14 protein-coding genes are annotated in these 18502 nt (G+C 49.1%); 5 read left to right on the top strand and 9 right to left on the bottom strand.

What is annotated here, in order from left to right; translation table 11 throughout:
• Positions 1-126 precede the first annotated feature (126 nt).
• On the top strand, positions 127-1572 hold the full coding sequence (locus HMPREF0658_RS00245) for a leucine-rich repeat domain-containing protein (RefSeq protein WP_006947666.1): 1446 nt from the start codon (positions 127-129) through the stop codon (positions 1570-1572).
• A gap of 1 nt (position 1573) precedes the next feature.
• Positions 1574-1786, top strand: coding sequence for a hypothetical protein (locus tag HMPREF0658_RS00250; protein ID WP_006947667.1), 213 nt, complete (start codon positions 1574-1576; stop codon positions 1784-1786).
• A gap of 793 nt (positions 1787-2579) precedes the next feature.
• On the opposite strand, the gene mutL is transcribed toward HMPREF0658_RS00250, so the two are convergent.
• From mutL to HMPREF0658_RS00290, 8 genes are all read right to left on the bottom strand, one after another.
• Positions 2580-4394, bottom strand: coding sequence for a DNA mismatch repair endonuclease MutL (gene mutL / locus HMPREF0658_RS00255; protein ID WP_006947671.1), 1815 nt, complete (start codon positions 4392-4394; stop codon positions 2580-2582).
• Between the two features lie 13 nt (positions 4395-4407).
• Positions 4408-4698, bottom strand: a complete 291-nt coding sequence (locus tag HMPREF0658_RS00260) for a hypothetical protein (protein ID WP_006947678.1) — start codon at positions 4696-4698, stop codon at positions 4408-4410.
• Positions 4695-6374, bottom strand: coding sequence for an OstA-like protein (locus HMPREF0658_RS00265; protein WP_006947679.1), 1680 nt, complete (start codon positions 6372-6374; stop codon positions 4695-4697). The genes HMPREF0658_RS00260 and HMPREF0658_RS00265 overlap by 4 nt, the downstream gene beginning before the upstream one ends.
• On the bottom strand, positions 6371-7792 hold the full coding sequence (locus HMPREF0658_RS00270; protein ID WP_006947680.1) for a peptidylprolyl isomerase: 1422 nt from the start codon (positions 7790-7792) through the stop codon (positions 6371-6373). The genes HMPREF0658_RS00265 and HMPREF0658_RS00270 overlap by 4 nt, the downstream gene beginning before the upstream one ends.
• 13 nt (positions 7793-7805) lie before the next feature.
• A complete protein-coding gene (locus tag HMPREF0658_RS00275) occupies positions 7806-9227 on the bottom strand; it encodes a peptidylprolyl isomerase (protein ID WP_006947681.1) in 1422 nt (473 codons plus the stop codon).
• A gap of 86 nt (positions 9228-9313) precedes the next feature.
• Complete coding sequence (gene guaB, locus HMPREF0658_RS00280) at positions 9314-10798, bottom strand: IMP dehydrogenase (protein WP_006947682.1); 1485 nt, start codon at positions 10796-10798, stop codon at positions 9314-9316.
• A 426-nt stretch (positions 10799-11224) separates the two neighbouring features.
• Positions 11225-12310 carry a glycosyltransferase family 9 protein gene (locus HMPREF0658_RS00285; RefSeq protein ID WP_006947683.1) on the bottom strand — a complete coding sequence of 362 codons (1086 nt, stop codon included), beginning with the start codon at positions 12308-12310 and terminating at the stop codon, positions 11225-11227.
• A 145-nt stretch (positions 12311-12455) separates the two neighbouring features.
• Positions 12456-13085 (bottom strand): DUF4254 domain-containing protein, encoded by a 630-nt coding sequence (locus HMPREF0658_RS00290; protein ID WP_024990918.1) that lies wholly within the window; start codon positions 13083-13085, stop codon positions 12456-12458.
• 323 nt (positions 13086-13408) lie between these two features.
• On the opposite strand from HMPREF0658_RS00290, the gene HMPREF0658_RS00295 reads away from it, so the two are divergent.
• The 3 genes from HMPREF0658_RS00295 to rnc all read left to right on the top strand — a co-directional run bounded on the left by HMPREF0658_RS00295 (position 13409) and on the right by rnc (position 16060).
• Positions 13409-13645: an acyl carrier protein gene (locus tag HMPREF0658_RS00295; RefSeq protein WP_006947693.1), complete on the top strand. Its 237-nt coding sequence runs from the start codon at positions 13409-13411 to the stop codon at positions 13643-13645.
• An 83-nt stretch (positions 13646-13728) separates the two neighbouring features.
• Positions 13729-14991: a beta-ketoacyl-ACP synthase II gene (fabF, locus tag HMPREF0658_RS00300; RefSeq protein ID WP_006947695.1), complete on the top strand. Its 1263-nt coding sequence runs from the start codon at positions 13729-13731 to the stop codon at positions 14989-14991.
• Positions 14981-16060, top strand: coding sequence for a ribonuclease III (gene rnc / locus HMPREF0658_RS00305; RefSeq protein ID WP_006947696.1), 1080 nt, complete (start codon positions 14981-14983; stop codon positions 16058-16060). Before fabF ends, rnc begins: the two co-directional genes overlap by 11 nt.
• A gap of 147 nt (positions 16061-16207) precedes the next feature.
• On the opposite strand, the gene porZ is transcribed toward rnc, so the two are convergent.
• Positions 16208-18493, bottom strand: a complete 2286-nt coding sequence (gene porZ, locus HMPREF0658_RS00310; RefSeq protein ID WP_006947698.1) for a type IX secretion system anionic LPS delivery protein PorZ — start codon at positions 18491-18493, stop codon at positions 16208-16210.
• Between the last annotated feature and the right edge of the window lie 9 nt (positions 18494-18502).

An 18502-nucleotide genomic window follows, 5' to 3' on the forward strand; every position in this document is an offset into this window, starting at 1 on the left:
TCCCCTATAGGCAAAGGGCTCCGAGGAGTTCCCTTTGTTTGCTTTTTCGTGCCTATTTGCAAGGTGCAGAAAGGCAAAAAATTACTCCATTTTTAGTAAGTATTCAGTAATAAAAAAATCAGTGATATGAAGAGAATTCTATTTTATTTATTTGCGCTTGTATATTCGTGTCAACTCATGGCGCAGAGTTTCATCCTCAACAATGCTGATGGCATTCCTTTGAAGTATGACATCATCAACACCAATCCGCGCCAAGTAAGACTGACCGGGCGTGGAGCAATTCCAGCCGGTTTCACCGGGACAGATTTAAATCTCCCTGGCTTCATTTCTTATGGAGGAAATTCCTATCAAGTTGTTGAAATCGGTGAACAAGCTTTCTTTACAGAGAATAAATTCACTAACCTCCATATTTCAGAAGGTGTTTTAAGGCTCAAAGCGCATGCCATAGCTCGAAGTCACTGTGTTTCCATTACGCTGCCCAGCAGTTTGGAAAAGATAGAAGATACCGAAATGTTTTCGAGTGAAACCCTTAAATATGTTTATGGGCTTGAGAATACCAAAATCACCGAATTGCCAGGGAATACTTTTGCTTCTTGTTACGTCTTGGAGTATGTCAAATTGCCCTCTCAATTGCAAGTTATCGGCGATTATTGTTTTATCCAAACCAATCTTACGGCGTTGGAAATTCCTGCCACGGTAAAGAAAATCGGTATATGGGCTTTTATGATGAGTAAAATTGCGGAGTTTGATATTCCCGCCTCGGTGGAAGAAATTGGATGGGGAGCATTTACTTCTAACAACGTGTCGAAAATAAGGATGCATCGCGCTATTCCTCCTACTGCAAGTGGTCAGCTATTTTATAATCTTACGAATCTGAGCGTCTTTGTTCCAACTGAGGCCACACTCACCTATGAAACGACAGCACATTGGGCAGACTTGAAAGGAGTCTATCGCGAAGAAGTGAAAATCGGCACTTCGGGCTATGCCACGCTCTATCTCGAGACCGAGAACTTCGAGGTACCCACGGGCTGCGAGGCATTCGTGATAGAAAGCATCGTTCCCAGTGCAACACCCGGCGAAAGGAAAAAAGCCAACGCCAAGAAGTTTGTCGCCGGCAGCATCATCCCCGCAGGACAGGCCGTGATATTGAAAGGCACAGCCGGACAGACCTATGAATACAAGGCCAACGTGTCGGGCACACCGGTCACCATCGCCCAAAACCTGCTCGTGGGCACCGCCACCGAGCAAACCCTCAACGCCCCCGGTTATAAATATTTCCTCTTCGGCAGCGGCCCGAACGGACAAGGCTTTTACCGCCAGACAGGCCATGACATCAGCTCTATCCACCTCAAGGCGCATAAGGCCGGACTGCGCATCCCCGCCTCGGTAGCCGGCTCGGCCAAGGCATTCATCATCGATTTTGATGAAGCCGAAGACGGCAGCGTGACGGCAATTCGCGACATCGAAACCGACAACCATCGCCCCGACATCATCTACAACCTGCAAGGGCAGCGCGTAACCCACCCCGAGAAAGGCATTTACATTGTAAACGGTAAAAAGAAAGTGTACTAAAATGGAAACAACAAAAATCACCAAGAGACCCTACATCGCCCCCGTCAGCCGCGTTGTACGCTTAGCCGTGAGCGGCGATATCGCAGAACAATTTCCCGTTAATTCATGGCATAGCATCAATGAAGGCGATGCCAAGCCCGGCGACTTCGACGAAGACGAGTGGGAAGACGACGAGCAGACCACCGGAACGGGATACAACCTGTGGACAGAATAAGTCGCGCACTCCACGTAACCGGATTTAGCCTCTGCCGGCATCGCTCGGCACTCTGCAAGCCGGATTTAGCCTCTGCCGACACCGTTCGGCACTCTGCAAGTCGGATTTAGCCTCTGCCGGCACCGTTCGGCACTCTGCAAGCCGGATTTAGCCTCTGCCGACACCGTTCGGCACTCTGCAAGCCGGATTTAGCCTCTGCCGACACCGCTCGGCACTCCGCAAGCCGGATTTAGACTCTGCCGGCACCGTTCGGCACTCAAATGGTTCCGGAATCATTGATTTCCGAGCAAAAGAGTGCCGTGCGGCGCAAAAATCATTGATTTCCGAGCGAAAGAGTGCCGAGCGGCGCAACTGATGCGGGAAGCATAAAAGAAACACCTTTATATATGTACACACATAGGGTGGTACGCGTCGCGACGACGCGTACCACTCGCTTTTTTTGTTGATAAAGCCGACAATGCTTGTAAGAAAGAGCCTCGGAGAGGCGATGGAGCACAGGCAGGGGTGAAGCCCCTGTTAAGCATACGCAAAAAGAAAAAGCCCCAAAGGGGCGATGGAACGGCAGCATGTCCGTTATCGTTCCGTCACTCCTCCGGAGTTTTGATGGGGGATGCTTCATGCAGGGGTTACGCTATCGCTTCACCACCTGCCTGTATTCTGTCGCCCCTTTGGGGCTTACAATCCACACAACCTTATCCCAAACTCGCGTTCTGATGGGGGCGGTACATTCATCTCAGGGCGGGCGTCCTGCGGGATTCACCATCTGCCTGCATTCCACCGCTCCTCGGGAGCTTTAAGTATTGAGCATTTGCTCGATATTCTTTTGTTCTAAGATACAGAGCACGGGTTTGCCGGTGGGGGTATAGTTCACGTTGGAACAGGCAAAGAGGGCATTGACGATGGCTTCCATCTCGTCGTTGTTCAGCACCTGCCCTTGCGGTATGGCAGCCTGACGGGCAAGGCTCATGGCCAACGAATGGTTGATGTCTTCGCGGATGTCTGTTCCTTGCTCAATGGCTGTGCTCACCATCTCGTTGATAAGGCTCACGACGTTGAGTCCCTCTATGTCGGCCGGTATGCCATTGATGGCGTAAGTGCCTCCTCCGAGATCGGTTAAGTCGAAGCCCATGCCGGTCATTTCGGGCAGGATGCGGTCGAGCAATGCGGCTTCAGATGGCGGAAAGCTGACGGTCTCGGGGAAGAGCACCTGCTGGGCATGGCCTGAGTGGTGGGTCAGCTGCTGCATATATTTCTCGTATAAGATGCGGATATGCGCCCTGTGCTGGTCGATAATCATCAGTCCGGATTTGACGGCAGTCATGATATACTGCCCTTTATACTGATAATGAACGGGCGATTTTTCGGAGATAAGGTTCTCGTCGGTACGCTCTTCTGCTTGCGGAAACAAGGTGTGTTGCGCCTCCGTGCCGCCTTTCAATCCCTCGTAAATCTGTTCCCATTGTTCGGGAGCTTGTGTGCGTCTATGAGCGGCCTGCTCTTTGAACGGATTGTAGAACGGATTGTAGTTTACTTTCGGCGTGGTGGCGTGGTTGGGAAGCGGGTTGAACACGGGAATATCGGGTTTCCCTTGTGTGTCGAAGTCTATGGAGGGAACATCGTTGAATTTACCGAACGTCTCTCTGACGGCGGCCGAAAGTATCTGCCAGATAGGCTGTTCGTTCTCGAATTTGATTTCTGTTTTCGTGGGATGGATGTTCACATCGATGTCTTGAGGATTGACATCGAAATAAATAAAGTAGGGTATCTGTTCGCCGGCAGGTACCAAACGCTCGTAGGCCGACATGACCGCTTTTGCAAAATACGGGTGTTTCATGTAGCGGCCGTTTACGAAGAAGAACTGTCGGGCACCGCGCTTACGTGCCGACTCGGGCTTGCCGATGAAACCGGAGATGCGACAGAGCTGTGTATCGGCTTTGATGGGCAGCAGTTCCTGATTGAGTTTTCGCCCGAAGATATCGATGATTCGTTGCCGTGTTGTTCCCTGCGCGAGGTTGAAAAGCTCTGTGCCGTTGCTGTGAAGGGTGAATCGAATGTGGGGATTTACCAAGACGATGCGCTCGAAGACGGTGGTGATGTGGCTCAGTTCGGTGGCGTTCGACTTGAGGAACTTTCGTCTTGCCGGCACGTTGAAGAAAAGGTTTTCCACCGTGATGTTCGTTCCTTCGGCGCACGAAACAGGCTCTTGACCGGTGAATTGGAAGCCGGAAACGGAAAGGCGGGTGCCCAATTGCGTGCCGCGAAGCCGTGTACGGAGTTCTATTTGGGCAACTGCGGCGATAGAAGCGAGGGCTTCTCCGCGGAAGCCCATGGTGTGGAGTGCGAACAAATCGTCGGCTTTACGAATCTTCGAGGTGGCATGGCGCTCGAAAGAAAGGCGGGCATCGGTGTCGGACATGCCGCACCCGTCATCAATCACCTGTATGGACGTGCGGCCGGCATCTGTCACCGAAACGTGTATGGTCTCTGCTCCGGCATCTACGGCGTTTTCCACCAATTCTTTGATAACCGATGCCGGACGCTGGATAACCTCGCCTGCAGCAATCTGGTTGGCCACTGTATCGGGTAAAAGTTGTATGATGTCGCTCATCGTTGTCTGCTTTCTACATATTTATATAAACCCATATCAACGCCAAAAGGAAGAGCAGCAGCACGGGCAGACCGATACTTACGGGAAGTGCAAAGTGGTTTTCGCCATGACGATGACGGCGTAGACGGGGTGTTGCCTCTGTGAAACGGTCTTTCCACCGGTCGGCATCCGGAGTGTTGCCGACTTTCTCTTGAACGGCACGTGCAGCCCTTTCTTCTATCTGCCGCAGGCGTTCTTTCCGTTCGTCTACGTAGATATATTCGTGGTGAAAGGGTCTCGGCCGACGTTGCTGGAAAAACATCATGGGGCAGTTCCTTTCGTTTGAGTGAGCATCGGCAGAGGAGCTTCGCGGCTTTCCTGCGGCTTCAACACCTTGTCGGCTTGTTTCCCGCGCCATTCGTAGATGTCGTCTTTGTTGAGCGGGCGCACATCATCGAACCATGCAAACGAGGGCAGGGCGTGTTTCTCGGCAGGAGCCTGCGTCATGGGATAGAGCGTACCCTCGGCCTTCGGCATCCAGATACGTTGTAATTGGCGGTCGGCGCCGATATACATCTTCATCGTATCAGTCTCAATATAGTTGAGTCCGATGAGCGTACTGTCTTTGTCGTCGATGGGATAGTACACCGATGCCACGTTTCCCTCTGCCCACGCCTCGCGCATGTTGCCGTCGATAAAGAAAGCTTTCATCTGCTTTGAAGCCACTTGGTTGTAGTGTTTCCCGTCTGCCATCTGCTCAACGGAGAGTGCTTGGCCGATGACATGGGCGAAGCGAACGGTGGAATCGTTGAAGTAAACCAATATTTTCTCTCCTAACAGTTGCCGGTTTGCATTCCACACAATAGGGTCTTTGTACATCGTCATGCAAGAGTCTTTGGAGTTGAAAACCAGCGAATCGCATACGGCCTGCACGTCCGTACGGTACGCCCGCACCTTATGGAAGGCGTGAACCTTGCGATACATCGAGTCGGTATTGATGTGAAACGTGTAGAGTTTCATGGTGTCGGCATGCAGATAGAGCGTGTCTTTCTGCGAGAAATCCATGGCAACAGGATTTTTTGTGGCAACGGCATAGCCCGTTTTCTCATTATAATAGCAGTAGCCGCCTGTGAGTTGGTTCTTTTGAATGTTGTCTGTATAGACCACATGGCCGTACCCTTGACTGATACCCCTTTTGCTGTCGTGATACAGACTGTCGGCCGTCATGTTCTTCCCTTTGTTCGTTACGGTAGACCGCTCAAAGAGTTGCGCCTTGTCTCGCTGTGTGTCGAAAAGCCCCTTTGTGGTATGTATCACGCTCTTTCCGGAGGTAACAACCGACGGACCATCTACTCTGGCGGTCGATTTCCTTGTGTCGTAATACAGGGTATCTGTCTTCACAATGTATTTAGGGCTTTTCAGATGCACGTCGTATTTAAACACTGCTTGCTTTGTGGCGGTGTGATATTCGCCCCAATCGGAAGTAAGCACGGTTTTCTTGTCTACTAACTTGCCGCCTTCAAAGAAGTAACCGATGCCATACATGCGGTCGAAATTCAGACTGTCGCAATACAATCGTGAGCCCCGATGCTGCAAAACAACGTGATGACGGGCTTCTGCCATCTGCTCATTGCCGTCATAATAGGCGTAATCGCTTGTCAGCGAAAGGGTGTCCCCTTGCTTCATGCGTACATGCCCGAAAGCTCTGAAAGAATTGGAAGCCTCATAGAAATAGGCACTATCGCAGGTCATGTGGGCTCCTTGATGAAGAAAATGCACACGTCCCTTTACGATTTGTGCATCGGGACGCGAACCGTAGAGGTCGTAAAACAGTTCGTCGGCATGTACAAGATACACCTTTTGGTCGGTTTTCGCAGGCGTACGCTTGCGCGGACGGGTCTGTTTCGACTGTACCAAACTTAGTCCAAACAGGCATAGAACCCAGAGTAGGAGGATTCTATGCCCGCTGTTTTTCGTTCCGTATCTGTTATCGGATGTCATTTAATCCAACCTTGATATTCAAAATTACAATGCTTATAGCGGTCGTTCATTCGGACATAAGTATCCTTTATCTTTTGGGTTATCCATGCGTTGATGACCTCTTCGCGGCGTTTTGCCAAGACAACGTCTTTCATTGTCTGGAAGTCTTCGGTGATGGTAGCCTGATGTCCGTCTATCTTAGACCGTAGACGGATGATGGCGCACACTGTCTTTCCACGGCTGTTAATCATTTTGAACGCCTGCGAAACTTGGCCGACACGGAGCGTATCCACCACTCGGGCTATTTCGGTGGGCAGGTCTTGCATGCGGAACTTCGAGGTACGGGAATTTGAATTGGCATTGGCCATGAGCCCGTGGTTGTTTCTCGTGTCCTTGTCATCCGAGACATACATGGCTGCTTCGTCAAAAGTGAACTTACCGTTGCGTATGTCCGAACCGATGGAGTCTAAGTGAAGGATGGCATCATCGATGCCTTTCTGCGATACGACGGGTTTCTTTAAGATATGACGCACTTTCACTTTGTCGCCTCGCTTGTCGATGAGCTGGATGATATGATAGCCAAATTCCGTCTCTACCACTTTGGAAATCTTTTTCGGATCGGTAAGGTTGAAAGCCACGGAAGCAAATGCGGGGTCTAACATACCTCGTCCCGTGTAGTCCAGCTCTCCGCCTTGACGGGCTGACCCCGGGTCTTCGGAATACAGACGGGCAAGCGTTGCAAAGGAGGTTTCTCCCTTATTCACCCGCTCGGTGTATTGTCTCAACTCGTCTTTTACGCGGTTAATCTCCTCTTGGGGTATCTTCGGCGTGCGCGTGATGATTTGTACTTCCACTTCGGTAGGCACAAACGGGATGCTGTCTTTTGGCATATCGCGGAAATAAGCCCGTACTTCCCCGGGCGTAACGCTGATGCCTTCTACTAATTTCTCACGCATCTTGTGAATCATCTGACGGTTTTTAAAGTCGTCATGCAGTTCCTGTCGTATCTGCGTAATGCTCTGTTTGCGGTATTCTTCTAACTTTTCACGCGAGCCAATCATCTGTATCCAGTAGTTAATCTGCTGGTCAATGCTCTGGTTTATCTCGGTTTCGGTAACAGAGATACTGTCCAAGGCTGCTTGATGCAGAAAGAGTTTCTGTACAGCAAGTTGTTCGGGGATGCTGCAATCAGGGTCTCCGGGGAACTTCATCCCTTCGGCTTCACCCTGCTGCCTCATCATTTCAACGTCTGATTTAAGTATCGGCTCGTCGCCAACCACCCAGATGACTTCGTCTATTACGCTGGCTGGGTTGTTGTCGATGCTCTCTGTCGAATCGTTGGCTGCTGCTGTAGTATGGGGCAAATGTCCCTTAGCCGACATTCCCGCCCATAGTGTCAGGGCTGCGAAACCTGCCAAAATTTTATATCCGGTCTTCATTTTCCTGTTGTTTTCAATGTTTATTCACGGTTGCCAATACATCTTGATGGATGACAACGGGATATTTCCTGCGGAGTGCCTGCACCCATTCGGCCTCCAGATAGTCTTGATAATCGGCTGTGACAAGGCCTCTTACATCGCTCATTTCTTTGGGTGCTTTGAGCAATTTGCCGTAAACACCGGCTACGGGACAGTCTTTCTGCTGTACAACGGTCGTATCTTTATGAAACACTTCACGGTCTATCAGCGCATTATCGCCTTGCTTAAACAATCCTTTTTCTACGCGAATGCGTAGCGTATTGTCTGTATTGAACGCCTTGCGCAGCACTTCCGGCCATTCTTCAAAGGCCTTTCCACGCAAGCATTGCTTTACTTTCTTCACGTCGGAGGCCTCTTTCACGTAGTAGGCAATGCCTTTATAACGGGGCGAATCCCATTGATACGTCTTCTTATGTTTTTTGAAATAGGCCGTCAATGCAGCTTCGTCCTGTGCTGCTTTCTCCCAAATCATGCGATTGCTGATTTCATATAAGAGTAAGCCATCATGGTATTCAGCGATAAGATATTTGAGACTCTGCTCTTTTTCAGAGAGTTCTGCCGCTTTCTCATCCATGATTTGTGCCTCAGTTTTTCCTGTTTTTGAGGTCTCGGCCATTTCTTTCAATCGTTCGTCGGCTATCTTTTCGCGTATATTCCGCGTTTTTAATGCCCTAATGATGTCGGCTTTCAATTCGTCGAAAGGTTCCATCTGCTTGCGGTCGAGCATTCTGATGATATGATAACCGGCAAATGACAACATCGGCGGTGCTGTCTCTCCTGTTTTCAAACGATAGGCTGTTTTCTCAAAATCTTCCAGCGTCTCACCCGGTGCAAACCACGGGAGAGCACCTCCTTGCCGTGCCGACATAGGGTCTTCGGAATATTTTTCAGCCAATGTGGCAAAGTCTGCACCGCCTCGTAGTGCAGCATAGATGGAGTCGATGCGCTGTTTGGCTCGGTCAAGTGCTTCTTTCGGGGCATTCTGCGGCACACGTATAAAGATATGGGCGGGATGTATCAATCCTTTGTCGCCTATCTGGGCACGGCGTTGCTCGTAAATTTTCCGCGCCTCTGCCTCCACATCAGCATCGGTTATCAGCAAGGGTTTCACCTGCTGATTGCGGTAAACGGTAAACTCGTTCTTAAACGATGAAAGCGTGTCTAAACGGGCATCGAGGGCTGCTCGCACCTTTAGTTTATAGTTGATGAACAGCTCTGCGTATTCCTCTACTGTCTTCGGGTCTATCGCCTCCTTACCGTTGTTCTTGTTATAGGAGTATTCAAACTCGGAACGGCTTACCGGTTGCCCCGCAATGGTCATGATAATGGGGTCTGTCTGCGCAGCGACAATCATGCTCCACAACAGTAACGAAATCAGCAATGCCTTTCTTTTCATTTCTTTTCCGATAGTTCTTGTTTTCCGAAAGCGCGGTTTTCAACCATGGAACGGTGATTTTTCACGCTTTGCAATCTTCCTTTTTCTTATTCGGGACGGCTGTAATTGGGTGCTTCGCTGGTAATGGATATATCGTGAGGATGGCTTTCCATGACACCGGCATTTGTGATACGCGTGAATTTGGCCTCATGAAGCGCATCGATACTGTTGGCACCGCAATAGCCCATACCGGAGCGAAGACCGCCCACCATCTGATAGATGACTTCCTGCACGGTACCTTTGTAGGGTACGCGCCCTGCAATCCCTTCGGGTACGAGCTTCTTTACTTCCTGCGTATCGGCTTGGAAATAGCGGTCTTTAGAGCCGTTTTTCTGTTCCATCGCTTCGAGACTGCCCATTCCGCGATAACTTTTGAACTTGCGACCGTTGAAGATGATGGTCTCGCCCGGGCTCTCTTCGGTGCCTGCAACGAGAGAGCCAATCATTACGGAACTGCCTCCGGCAGCGAGTGCTTTTACTACATCGCCCGAATAGCGCAGACCTCCGTCGGCAATCAAGGGCACTCCCGTACCTTTCAAAGCTGCGTAAACGTCGTACACAGCACTCAATTGCGGCACGCCAACGCCTGCTACCACGCGTGTGGTACATATCGACCCCGGACCTATTCCCACCTTTACGGCATCGGCACCGTTGTCTGCTAACAGCTTGGCCGCTTGTCCCGTAGCCACGTTTCCCACAACGATGTCTACATGGGGGAATGCCGATTTGGCTTCAATGAGTTTCTCTACCACGTATTTGGAGTGCCCATGCGCCGTGTCAATGACGATTGCGTCAGCCTTGGCATCTACCAAAGCCTGCATCCGTTCCAGCGTATCTGTCGTTACGCCTACGCCTGCGGCTACCCTCAAGCGCCCTTTTTCGTCTTTGCAGGCCATAGGTTTGTCTTTCGCCTTGGTGATGTCTTTATAAGTAATCAGTCCTACCAAACGATTGTCTTTATCAATGACCGGCAGTTTCTCTATCTTGTTTTCCTGCAAGATTTGTGCTGCTGCGGCCAAATCGGTCTGAATGTTTGTCGTCACCAAGTTTTCTTTTGTCATCACCTCGTCTATCTTTTTGTCGAACCGGCGCTCAAAACGGAGGTCGCGATTGGTCACGATTCCCGCCAAATGGCCTGTCTCATCTACCACAGGAATACCTCCTATATGGTATTCGGCCATCAGGTTCAGCGCGTCCTGCACCGTGCTTCCGCAGCGAATGGTCACAGGGTCGTAAATCATACCGTTCTCTGCCCGCTTCACAATAGCTACCTGTCGGGCTTGGTCTTCGATAGACATGTTCTTGTGAATGACGCCTATTCCGCCTTCACGGGCGATGGCTATGCCCATGGCAGCTTCGGTTACGGTGTCCATGGCAGCCGTAACAAAGGGGATATTCAGCTCTATGTGGCGCGAAAATCTTGTCTTCAACGACACCGTTTTCGGCAAAACCTCAGAATAAGCGGGAATTAACAGGACGTCATCGAAAGTTAATCCGTCCATCACAATTTTATCTGCAACAAATGATGACATAGGTATTGGAAAATTTATTGCGTGCAAATTTAGCAATAAATTTCTACATCTGCGGTATCTTTCCTCACATTTCGTGTCCTCGTTAATGCTATTTAACGCGGTAAAAACGGTCGTCTCTCAGCACGGAACAGGGGATTGAACAAAGGTGTTGTTGAACGATGAAAGCAATCCTCCTTAACTTGCACAAAGTGAAACGACAGTCTACAAATTCAGGATGGGCGATTGAGAAAAAGTCGGAGAGATGGAACGGATTTGTAAGAGCTATGCTTTAAGTGTGTAAAAACATAGCTTTGAGGCGATAAAAGGATAGCGATGAGCATGTAAAAGGATAGCTTTTACAGATAGAAGTGTATCTATTTGTGAGTCAGTTGTTTATGTATAATGCGAGAAAACGTGTCTTCCTGTTTCCCTGATATGTGGCAACGCTTATGCGAGGGGAGAGGGAGGATTGGATTCGAGTGCACGTCGGGTCAGCACATCGCTGACTTTTTCAACAATCATAGCCGGCTGAATCTCGTTCAAACAGGTGTAATCACCACGCAAACAAGGCTTGTTTCCGTAGATGGAACATGGCCGGCAGGGTAGTGGTATCTGCACGGCATGGGTCTCCTGTTGCTGCCATCCCATGAATCCCGCATAGGGATGGGTGGCTCCCCATATACTGACTACGGGTGTGGCCACGAGCGATGCGAGGTGCATATTTGCGCTATCCATGCTAATCATGAGGTCTAATTGACTCATGAGTATGAGTTCCTGCGTCATTCCCTGCAACGTTTCCGAGGCATTTATGACTTGTTGAAAACGACGGCACCATGTGTTGAAAACGGCTTTTTCTTTGTCGCCGCCTCCGAAAAGCATTATGCGGCAGTGGGGATACCTCTCGATAAGCATGGCGAGGGTTTGTTCCATGAGGGGTAACGGGTATATTTTTCCCTTGTGGGCGGCAAAGGGTGCAAGGCCTATCCATGGTCTTTGGTGGGTGGAGTCGGTAAAAATCTGCGGAAGAGAGGAAAGAGACACCTGCCCATCGGGAAAGATACTGTGGAAATCAAGTTTGACGGGATAGCCCAAACGTGCCAGCACGTCGGCGTAGTTTTGAAAGGAAGTGGGAAGTTGGTGAAGAACTTTGTGTTTGCGGGAAATGAGCTGTTGCCGCTCTCGACGATGCTTATCAATATGCCTTGTCTTTGTGCCGGCAAGCCAAAATCGAAGTCGCAGATAGCGGGAACGTAACACATCGTGGAAGTCGGCCACTGCGGTAAATCGCTTTGCGGTAAGCCTCCGGTAGAGAGCATTCAAGCCTTTGAGTCCCTGGTATTCGTTTTTTACGTCGGCACTCATAAAGCTGATATTCGGTGAAAGCCCCTCAAAAAACGTTCTGCTGAAAGGTTTGCTCAGCACGGTAATGTGCAACGAAGGGTATTGGCGTGCCAAAGAATAGACAACGGGCACGGTCATCGCCACATCGCCGATGGCCGAAAAGCGGATAATCAGAAGATGGTCGGTCTTCATAGGGTTAGGTATCAAGGTACAGAATCGAGAGAAACACTCTCTTGCCCCACTTACTGTTCCCTATATATAATAAGGTGTAAGGGCAGACCGGCTTGTTGATTGTCTGATAGTCGGTAGGCTTGTTTCTCTTCGATGCTGCGGCATCTTATTCTTTCTTGCCGTATAATACGGGATTGGTAGCGGGGTCGTTATACATTTTCATCTGCATATAGACTTTCATGTACTTACGGCCGGCAGCAATATCGGCAAGCAGTTGGTCGATAGCTGTGCTGAGGTCTGCTTGTTGTTCCTGTAGAACGGCGAGTTTGGCACCGCATTTTTCAATGTGTTCCGGTGAGGCATCGGTGCGTTCTGTCTGCTCCTTCATGTGATAAATCTTCAGGGCGAGGATGGAGAGACGGTCGATAGCCCATGCCGGACTCTCGGTATTTATCTGTGCATCGGGCAACGCTTGTACGTCGGAATACCGCTGTCGGAAGTACGCATCAATCTGTTCTACAAGGTCTGTGCGGTCTTGGTTGGATTTATCAATGCGTCTTTTCAGGCTCAAAGCCTCAACGGGGTCGATGTGCGGGTTGCGTATGATGTCCTCGAGATGCCACTGAACGGTATCTATCCAGCATTTGAGATACAGCCGGTTTTCTATGGAGTCGCGGTTGTAAGGATTGTTGATAGGCGTATCAATGTCGTCTTTGAGGTGATAGTCGCGTATCACCTGACGGAAAATCTCATTGCAATGTTCTGCAAATGATGGGTTTGTGCATTCTTGATTCATGTGTGCAAATATACGTATTAATTTCCAAACGGCAAGCAAAAGCATAGCTTTTTAGTTGTCGTATATCATTTTTCTTTACACGCGCGAGGATTATCCCCTGTTGGATTGCCTGACTTTGAAATGAAGAAAAAAGGAACCGAAAAAGCGGTTTTTATGTAAAAACATGTTGAAAAGCAGGTTATTTTATGCACAATTGACCCATATGTGTGCAAGAAAGGTCGTTTTTTTCTTAAAAAGATTTGCGAGTTTGAATTTTAATTCGTTCCTTTGCAGCCGTAATTTCAGAAAAGAAATCATTATAAACATTTAAAAACATTACAATTATGTCAGAAATCGAATCTAAAGTAAAAGCAATTATCGTTGATAAGTTGGGTGTAGACGAGGCAGAAGTAAAGCCTGAAGCAAGCTTCACAAACGACCTTGGTGCAGATTCACTCGACACCGTTGAGCTGATTATGGAGTTTGAGAAAGAGTTCGGAATCTCTATTCCCGACGACAAAGCGGAGAAAATCGGTACCGTAGGCGATGCTATTGCTTACATCGAGGAGAACGCTAAGTAATATTAAACAAATGGTTTAGAGTCTATTGTTTATGGTTTCAATAGACTCTAAACCATATTTTTTTCACGACAAACCATTACATCATGGAATTAAAAAGAGTTGTGGTAACAGGCTTGGGAGCCGTTACTCCGTTGGGAAATACTCCCGAAGAAACTTGGGAGAACATGCTGAACGGCGTGAGCGGAGCAGGCCCCATCACTCAATTCGATTGCTCTCTATTCAAGACAAAATTTGCTTGCGAGGTGAAAAACCTGAAAGTGGAAGACTATATCGACCGTAAGGAAGCCCGCAAGATGGACCGTTACACCCAGTTGGCACTCATTTCCGCCATGCAGGGCGTAAAGGATTCAGGCATTGATTTGGAAGCAGAAGACAAAACGAAGATTGGCGTTATCTACGGCGTAGGTATCGGCGGTATTCGTACTTTTGAAGATGAAGTGGTCTATTATGGCCAGCATCTCAGCGACGGACCTAAGTTCAATCCGTTCTTTATACCGAAGATGATTTCCGATATTGCAGCCGGTCAAATCTCCATTCAGTTCGGTTTTCACGGGCCTAATTATGCCACTACTTCGGCATGTGCCTCATCTACCAATGCGTTGGCCGATGCTTTCAACCTCATCCGTTTAGGAAAAGCCAACATCATCGTTAGCGGTGGTGCCGAAGCAGCTATCTGCGGATGTGGCGTAGGCGGTTTCAATGCCATGCACGCGCTCTCTACCCGCAATGACGACCCGCAGCATGCGTCGCGTCCTTTCAGTGCGAGCCGAGACGGATTCGTGATGGGTGAAGGTGCAGGATGTATCGTATTGGAAGAGTTGGAACATGCTAAGGCACGCGGAGCGAAGATTTATGCCGAGATGGTAGGCGAGGGTGCAAGTGCCGATGCCCATCATATCACGGCAAGCCATCCCGAAGGTTTAGGCGCAAAACTTGTGATGCAGAATGCACTCAGCGATGCAAACATGAAACCGGAGGATATCGACTATATCAATGTACACGGTACTTCAACGCCCGTAGGTGACATTTCAGAGGTGAAAGCCATCAAAGAGCTATTCGGAGAGGCCGCTTATCAGCTGAATATCAGCTCTACGAAGTCGATGACAGGTCACCTCTTAGGAGCTGCCGGTGCAGTGGAAGCCATGGCCAGCATATTGGCTGTGAAGAATGACATTGTGCCTCCGACCATCAACCACGAAGAGAATGATAAAGACGAGAATATAGATTATCATCTGAACTTTACGTTCAACAAGGCCGAGAAGCGTACCGTAAGGGCTGCTTTGAGCAACACTTTCGGCTTTGGAGGTCACAATGCATGCGTTATTTTCAAAAAGTATGCTGAGTAATCTCATTGACAGAATAAGGCTCCCTTTCCGCAAGGAAAAGGAGCTTTTTTTGGCTTTACGCCGTATTATCGGCTTCTATCCCCACGAAATAAGCTACTATCAGCAGGCACTTATGCACAAGAGTGTGGCTCGTCGCAATGCAAAGGGCAAGCCGGTAAACAACGAACGGCTCGAATTCCTTGGCGATGCGATACTTGATGCCATTGTAGGCGACATCGTGTACCAACACTTCCCCGGCAAGAGAGAGGGCTTTCTTACCAATACACGCAGCAAGCTTGTGCAACGGGAGACGCTCAACCGATTGGCTAAAGAGATGGGTATCAACAATCTTATCTTGTCTTCCGGACGCACTTCCTCTCACAATAGTTATATGGGAGGTAATGCTTTCGAGGCATTGGTCGGTGCCATTTATCTCGATAAGGGCTATAACGCGTGCATGAAGTTTATGAATCATCGCATCTTAGGGCAGATCATCAATCTCGATAAGATGGCTTATAAGGAGGTGAATTTCAAAAGCAAGCTGATAGAATGGAGTCAGAAAAACCGAATCAGGCTTGATTTTGAACTCGTGGAGCAGAAAAAAGACGAAAGTGGAAACCCCGTTTTTACGTGTAAAGTCGTATTGGAAGACGTAGAAGGGTGTTGCGGTACGGGCTTCAGTAAGAAAGAAAGTCAGCAAACGGCCTCAGAGAAAACCCTGAAAAAGCTACGTCGTGAGCCTCAATTGATTGAGGAGATATTTGCTGCGAAGACCCGTCGTACACAGATGGAGGAGGAACCTGTACAGACGATTCCTGATACAGAATGTGACGAAGACTTTGTGGTGATGCACCCCGAGGTTATACAAAGAGAGACAGTTGTTGCCGATAAACCTTGTAACATGTCTTCTGCCAGCAGGAATACGCCAGATTATCGTGCTCCTCTTCCACAGCTTGCAACCGATAATGATGCGGAGACCAACGATTTTGACCTGTCTGATGTGGCCATCAATGCGAAGCCTCAATCCGAGGAAGACATTATTGCCGCTGCCGAAGCTGCCGCTTTTTCCGCTTTTTCCGATGAGGCATAAGAGTATGTTGGCTGCAAGTCCTAATGGGTAACGATGGAATAGCGCTTTGAAATCTTTTCTCTTTTCTTTATAGAAAAGGTAACTATCATATAACGAAAACGATGCTTGCAGAAGTTTGCAGCATCGTTTTTTTTCATGGATATTTACTCAATTGACGACCGCAATCTTGCAAACCACACCTTTGTTTCCATCGGAGGTGGCCGTCAGTACCATGTAAACGCCCGATGCCACGCGTCGTCCGTTGCGGTCTTTCCCGTCCCATGTAAAAGTGCCTCCATTGCTTGTGCCTTCCGCCACTAATGTCCCTGCGGCTGTAACAATCTTTACATCGGTCTCAAACGTCAGTCCGGTAACGGTAATAAGCCCTGTATAATCGGGACGAACAGGGTTGGGATAGGCATAAACGGTAGCATCGGACATGGTTTCTGCTGGTGTTGTGGCATCGCTCATATAAGAACAAAGCCCTTTGCCTGTACCAAAAAACACTTCACCCGTGGTGCCGTTGATAGCAATGGCTTCTATTTCATCTGACAGGAGCTTGCTGTTGGAGGTTGTGAAATGGTGTAATTGCTTCATGTTGTCTGCACTGATGAGGTAAACGCCGTTGGCTCTTGTGCCGAACCACTTGCGGCCAGCTCCATCGATGGCCATGCAATTGATGTCTACTCCGTCGAGGAGGTAGTCGGCATAGTTGGTGCCGTCGTTGCGCGGAATCTTGATCTGTGTGAATATTTCGTCGTTGGCATTGGCGATTTGGTTTTGTCGTAGCAAGAGTGGCCCTGCGTCCGTACCGAACCAAAGATTGCCTTCCTTGTCTTCGGCCATGCACCTTGCATACTTAACGGCAATGGCTGTACCGTCTTGGTTGACAAAAGTCTTATATTGTTTCAGCACGTCGGTATCGCGCCGATAGTAGTAAAACGAGGGTGCTTCCCAATGGTTGTTGTAAAACCAAAGGAGGTTGCGACTGTCGATCATCAACCCTTGCAATGCTCCATGGCTTCTGCCGGTAGGCATCTCAAGTAGTTCGCGATGAAAAGAACTCCACTCACCTGCAGGTGAAAGATAGAGAAGAGAAGTGGAAGGTGCCTGACTGTTGAGCACCCAAAGGCCGCCTTTCTTATCGAAAAGTACGCTTTCTGTCAGTACATAGTCCTTGCTGTTGGAAGCGAGTGCCGACTTCAGCGGACTGTTGTCTAACGTATAGTGATGCACGAACTTTCCGTTGAAGAACTCGTAAAGCCCCGTTTTCCCGCCCGCAAACACATGGGCAGGGTTATTGGGGTCGGCATCCATCGTGACAAGGTCTTCGTATTTGTGTCCCGTGAGTGGTGCAAGGTTGTCTTGAAACACAGTCCATGAACCGTCGCGAAGTACTTGCACGGTACCCGGGCGTTGCATTTCTACATTGGATCCATAGCCTCCGCTGCACGAATAGAGCGCACCGTTCGTGAACTTTAAGAAGCCGAATGTGTTGTGTTGAGGGCCATCGGGTTTGATACCGTCGGTTTTTAGTACGGGGAGATTGTCTTTTATGGTAAACGAACACAGACTTCCATCGCTTCGGTTGCCCCAATAGAGATGCGTAGCAGGGTCGTAGGAAAGGGTGGAAAGCGAGTTGTCAATCCATGAAAAATGCGGATGATGGTTGGCATTGCTCACCGCATAGAAGCCATCGGTACGTGTTAAGAGAATTCTGTCTGCACTCGCAAAGGCACGGTTATAAGAGAGATTGGCGAAACGGTTCCATATCGTGCCATTCCATACATAGCTTTCTCCATCGTTAAAGGCATAGAGCGTGCCGTTGAGGCTGAACACCTGCGAGAACTTATGGGAGGTATCTTGTGTCCATCGGTTTCTGTCTAAAAGGTTGTCGGTCAGTCGTGCGGAGAAAAGGCCATGGTATCGGGTCGTAGCGTAGATGTGTCGAGCAGTCAGTGCCACGCTTGTGGCAGACACGCCAAGATAATAAGTGTCGCTGATTTCTGCCCTTTCCACATTGATTTTCACAATTCCGAAACCCGTGGAAAGGTAAGCCGAAGAACCGACCACTGTGATGGCATTCACCGTTTTGTCTTCAGTCATCAGTTTGGTGTACAGACTTGAAATGTTGATGACAGAGCCATCGGGAGAAAGAAGATCGATGTTCTGATTCTGATAGACAATGATGAGACGTCGTGCGCTTTGACACCATGCGATATGAGCAATGTCAGAATCGCTCAACGACCGGATTTTATCATATAATTGTATACTGTTGTCGCTTTGTCGGTATGCAAAGAGGCTGCCGGAGCTAAGCACAAATACGGTATTACCGGCCGGTTCTATCTCCGTGATGTCGGCATAAGCCCTGTAAATATTCCATGAGGTAATACCTGCTGCTTGTATATGAAGCGGCAAGAGCAGGGAAAACAGGAGGTAGGCGAATCGGTTCATAGGATAGGC

It is taken from the genome of Hoylesella marshii DSM 16973 = JCM 13450, from assembly GCF_000146675.1.
GTDB lineage: Bacteria > Bacteroidota > Bacteroidia > Bacteroidales > Bacteroidaceae > Prevotella > Prevotella marshii.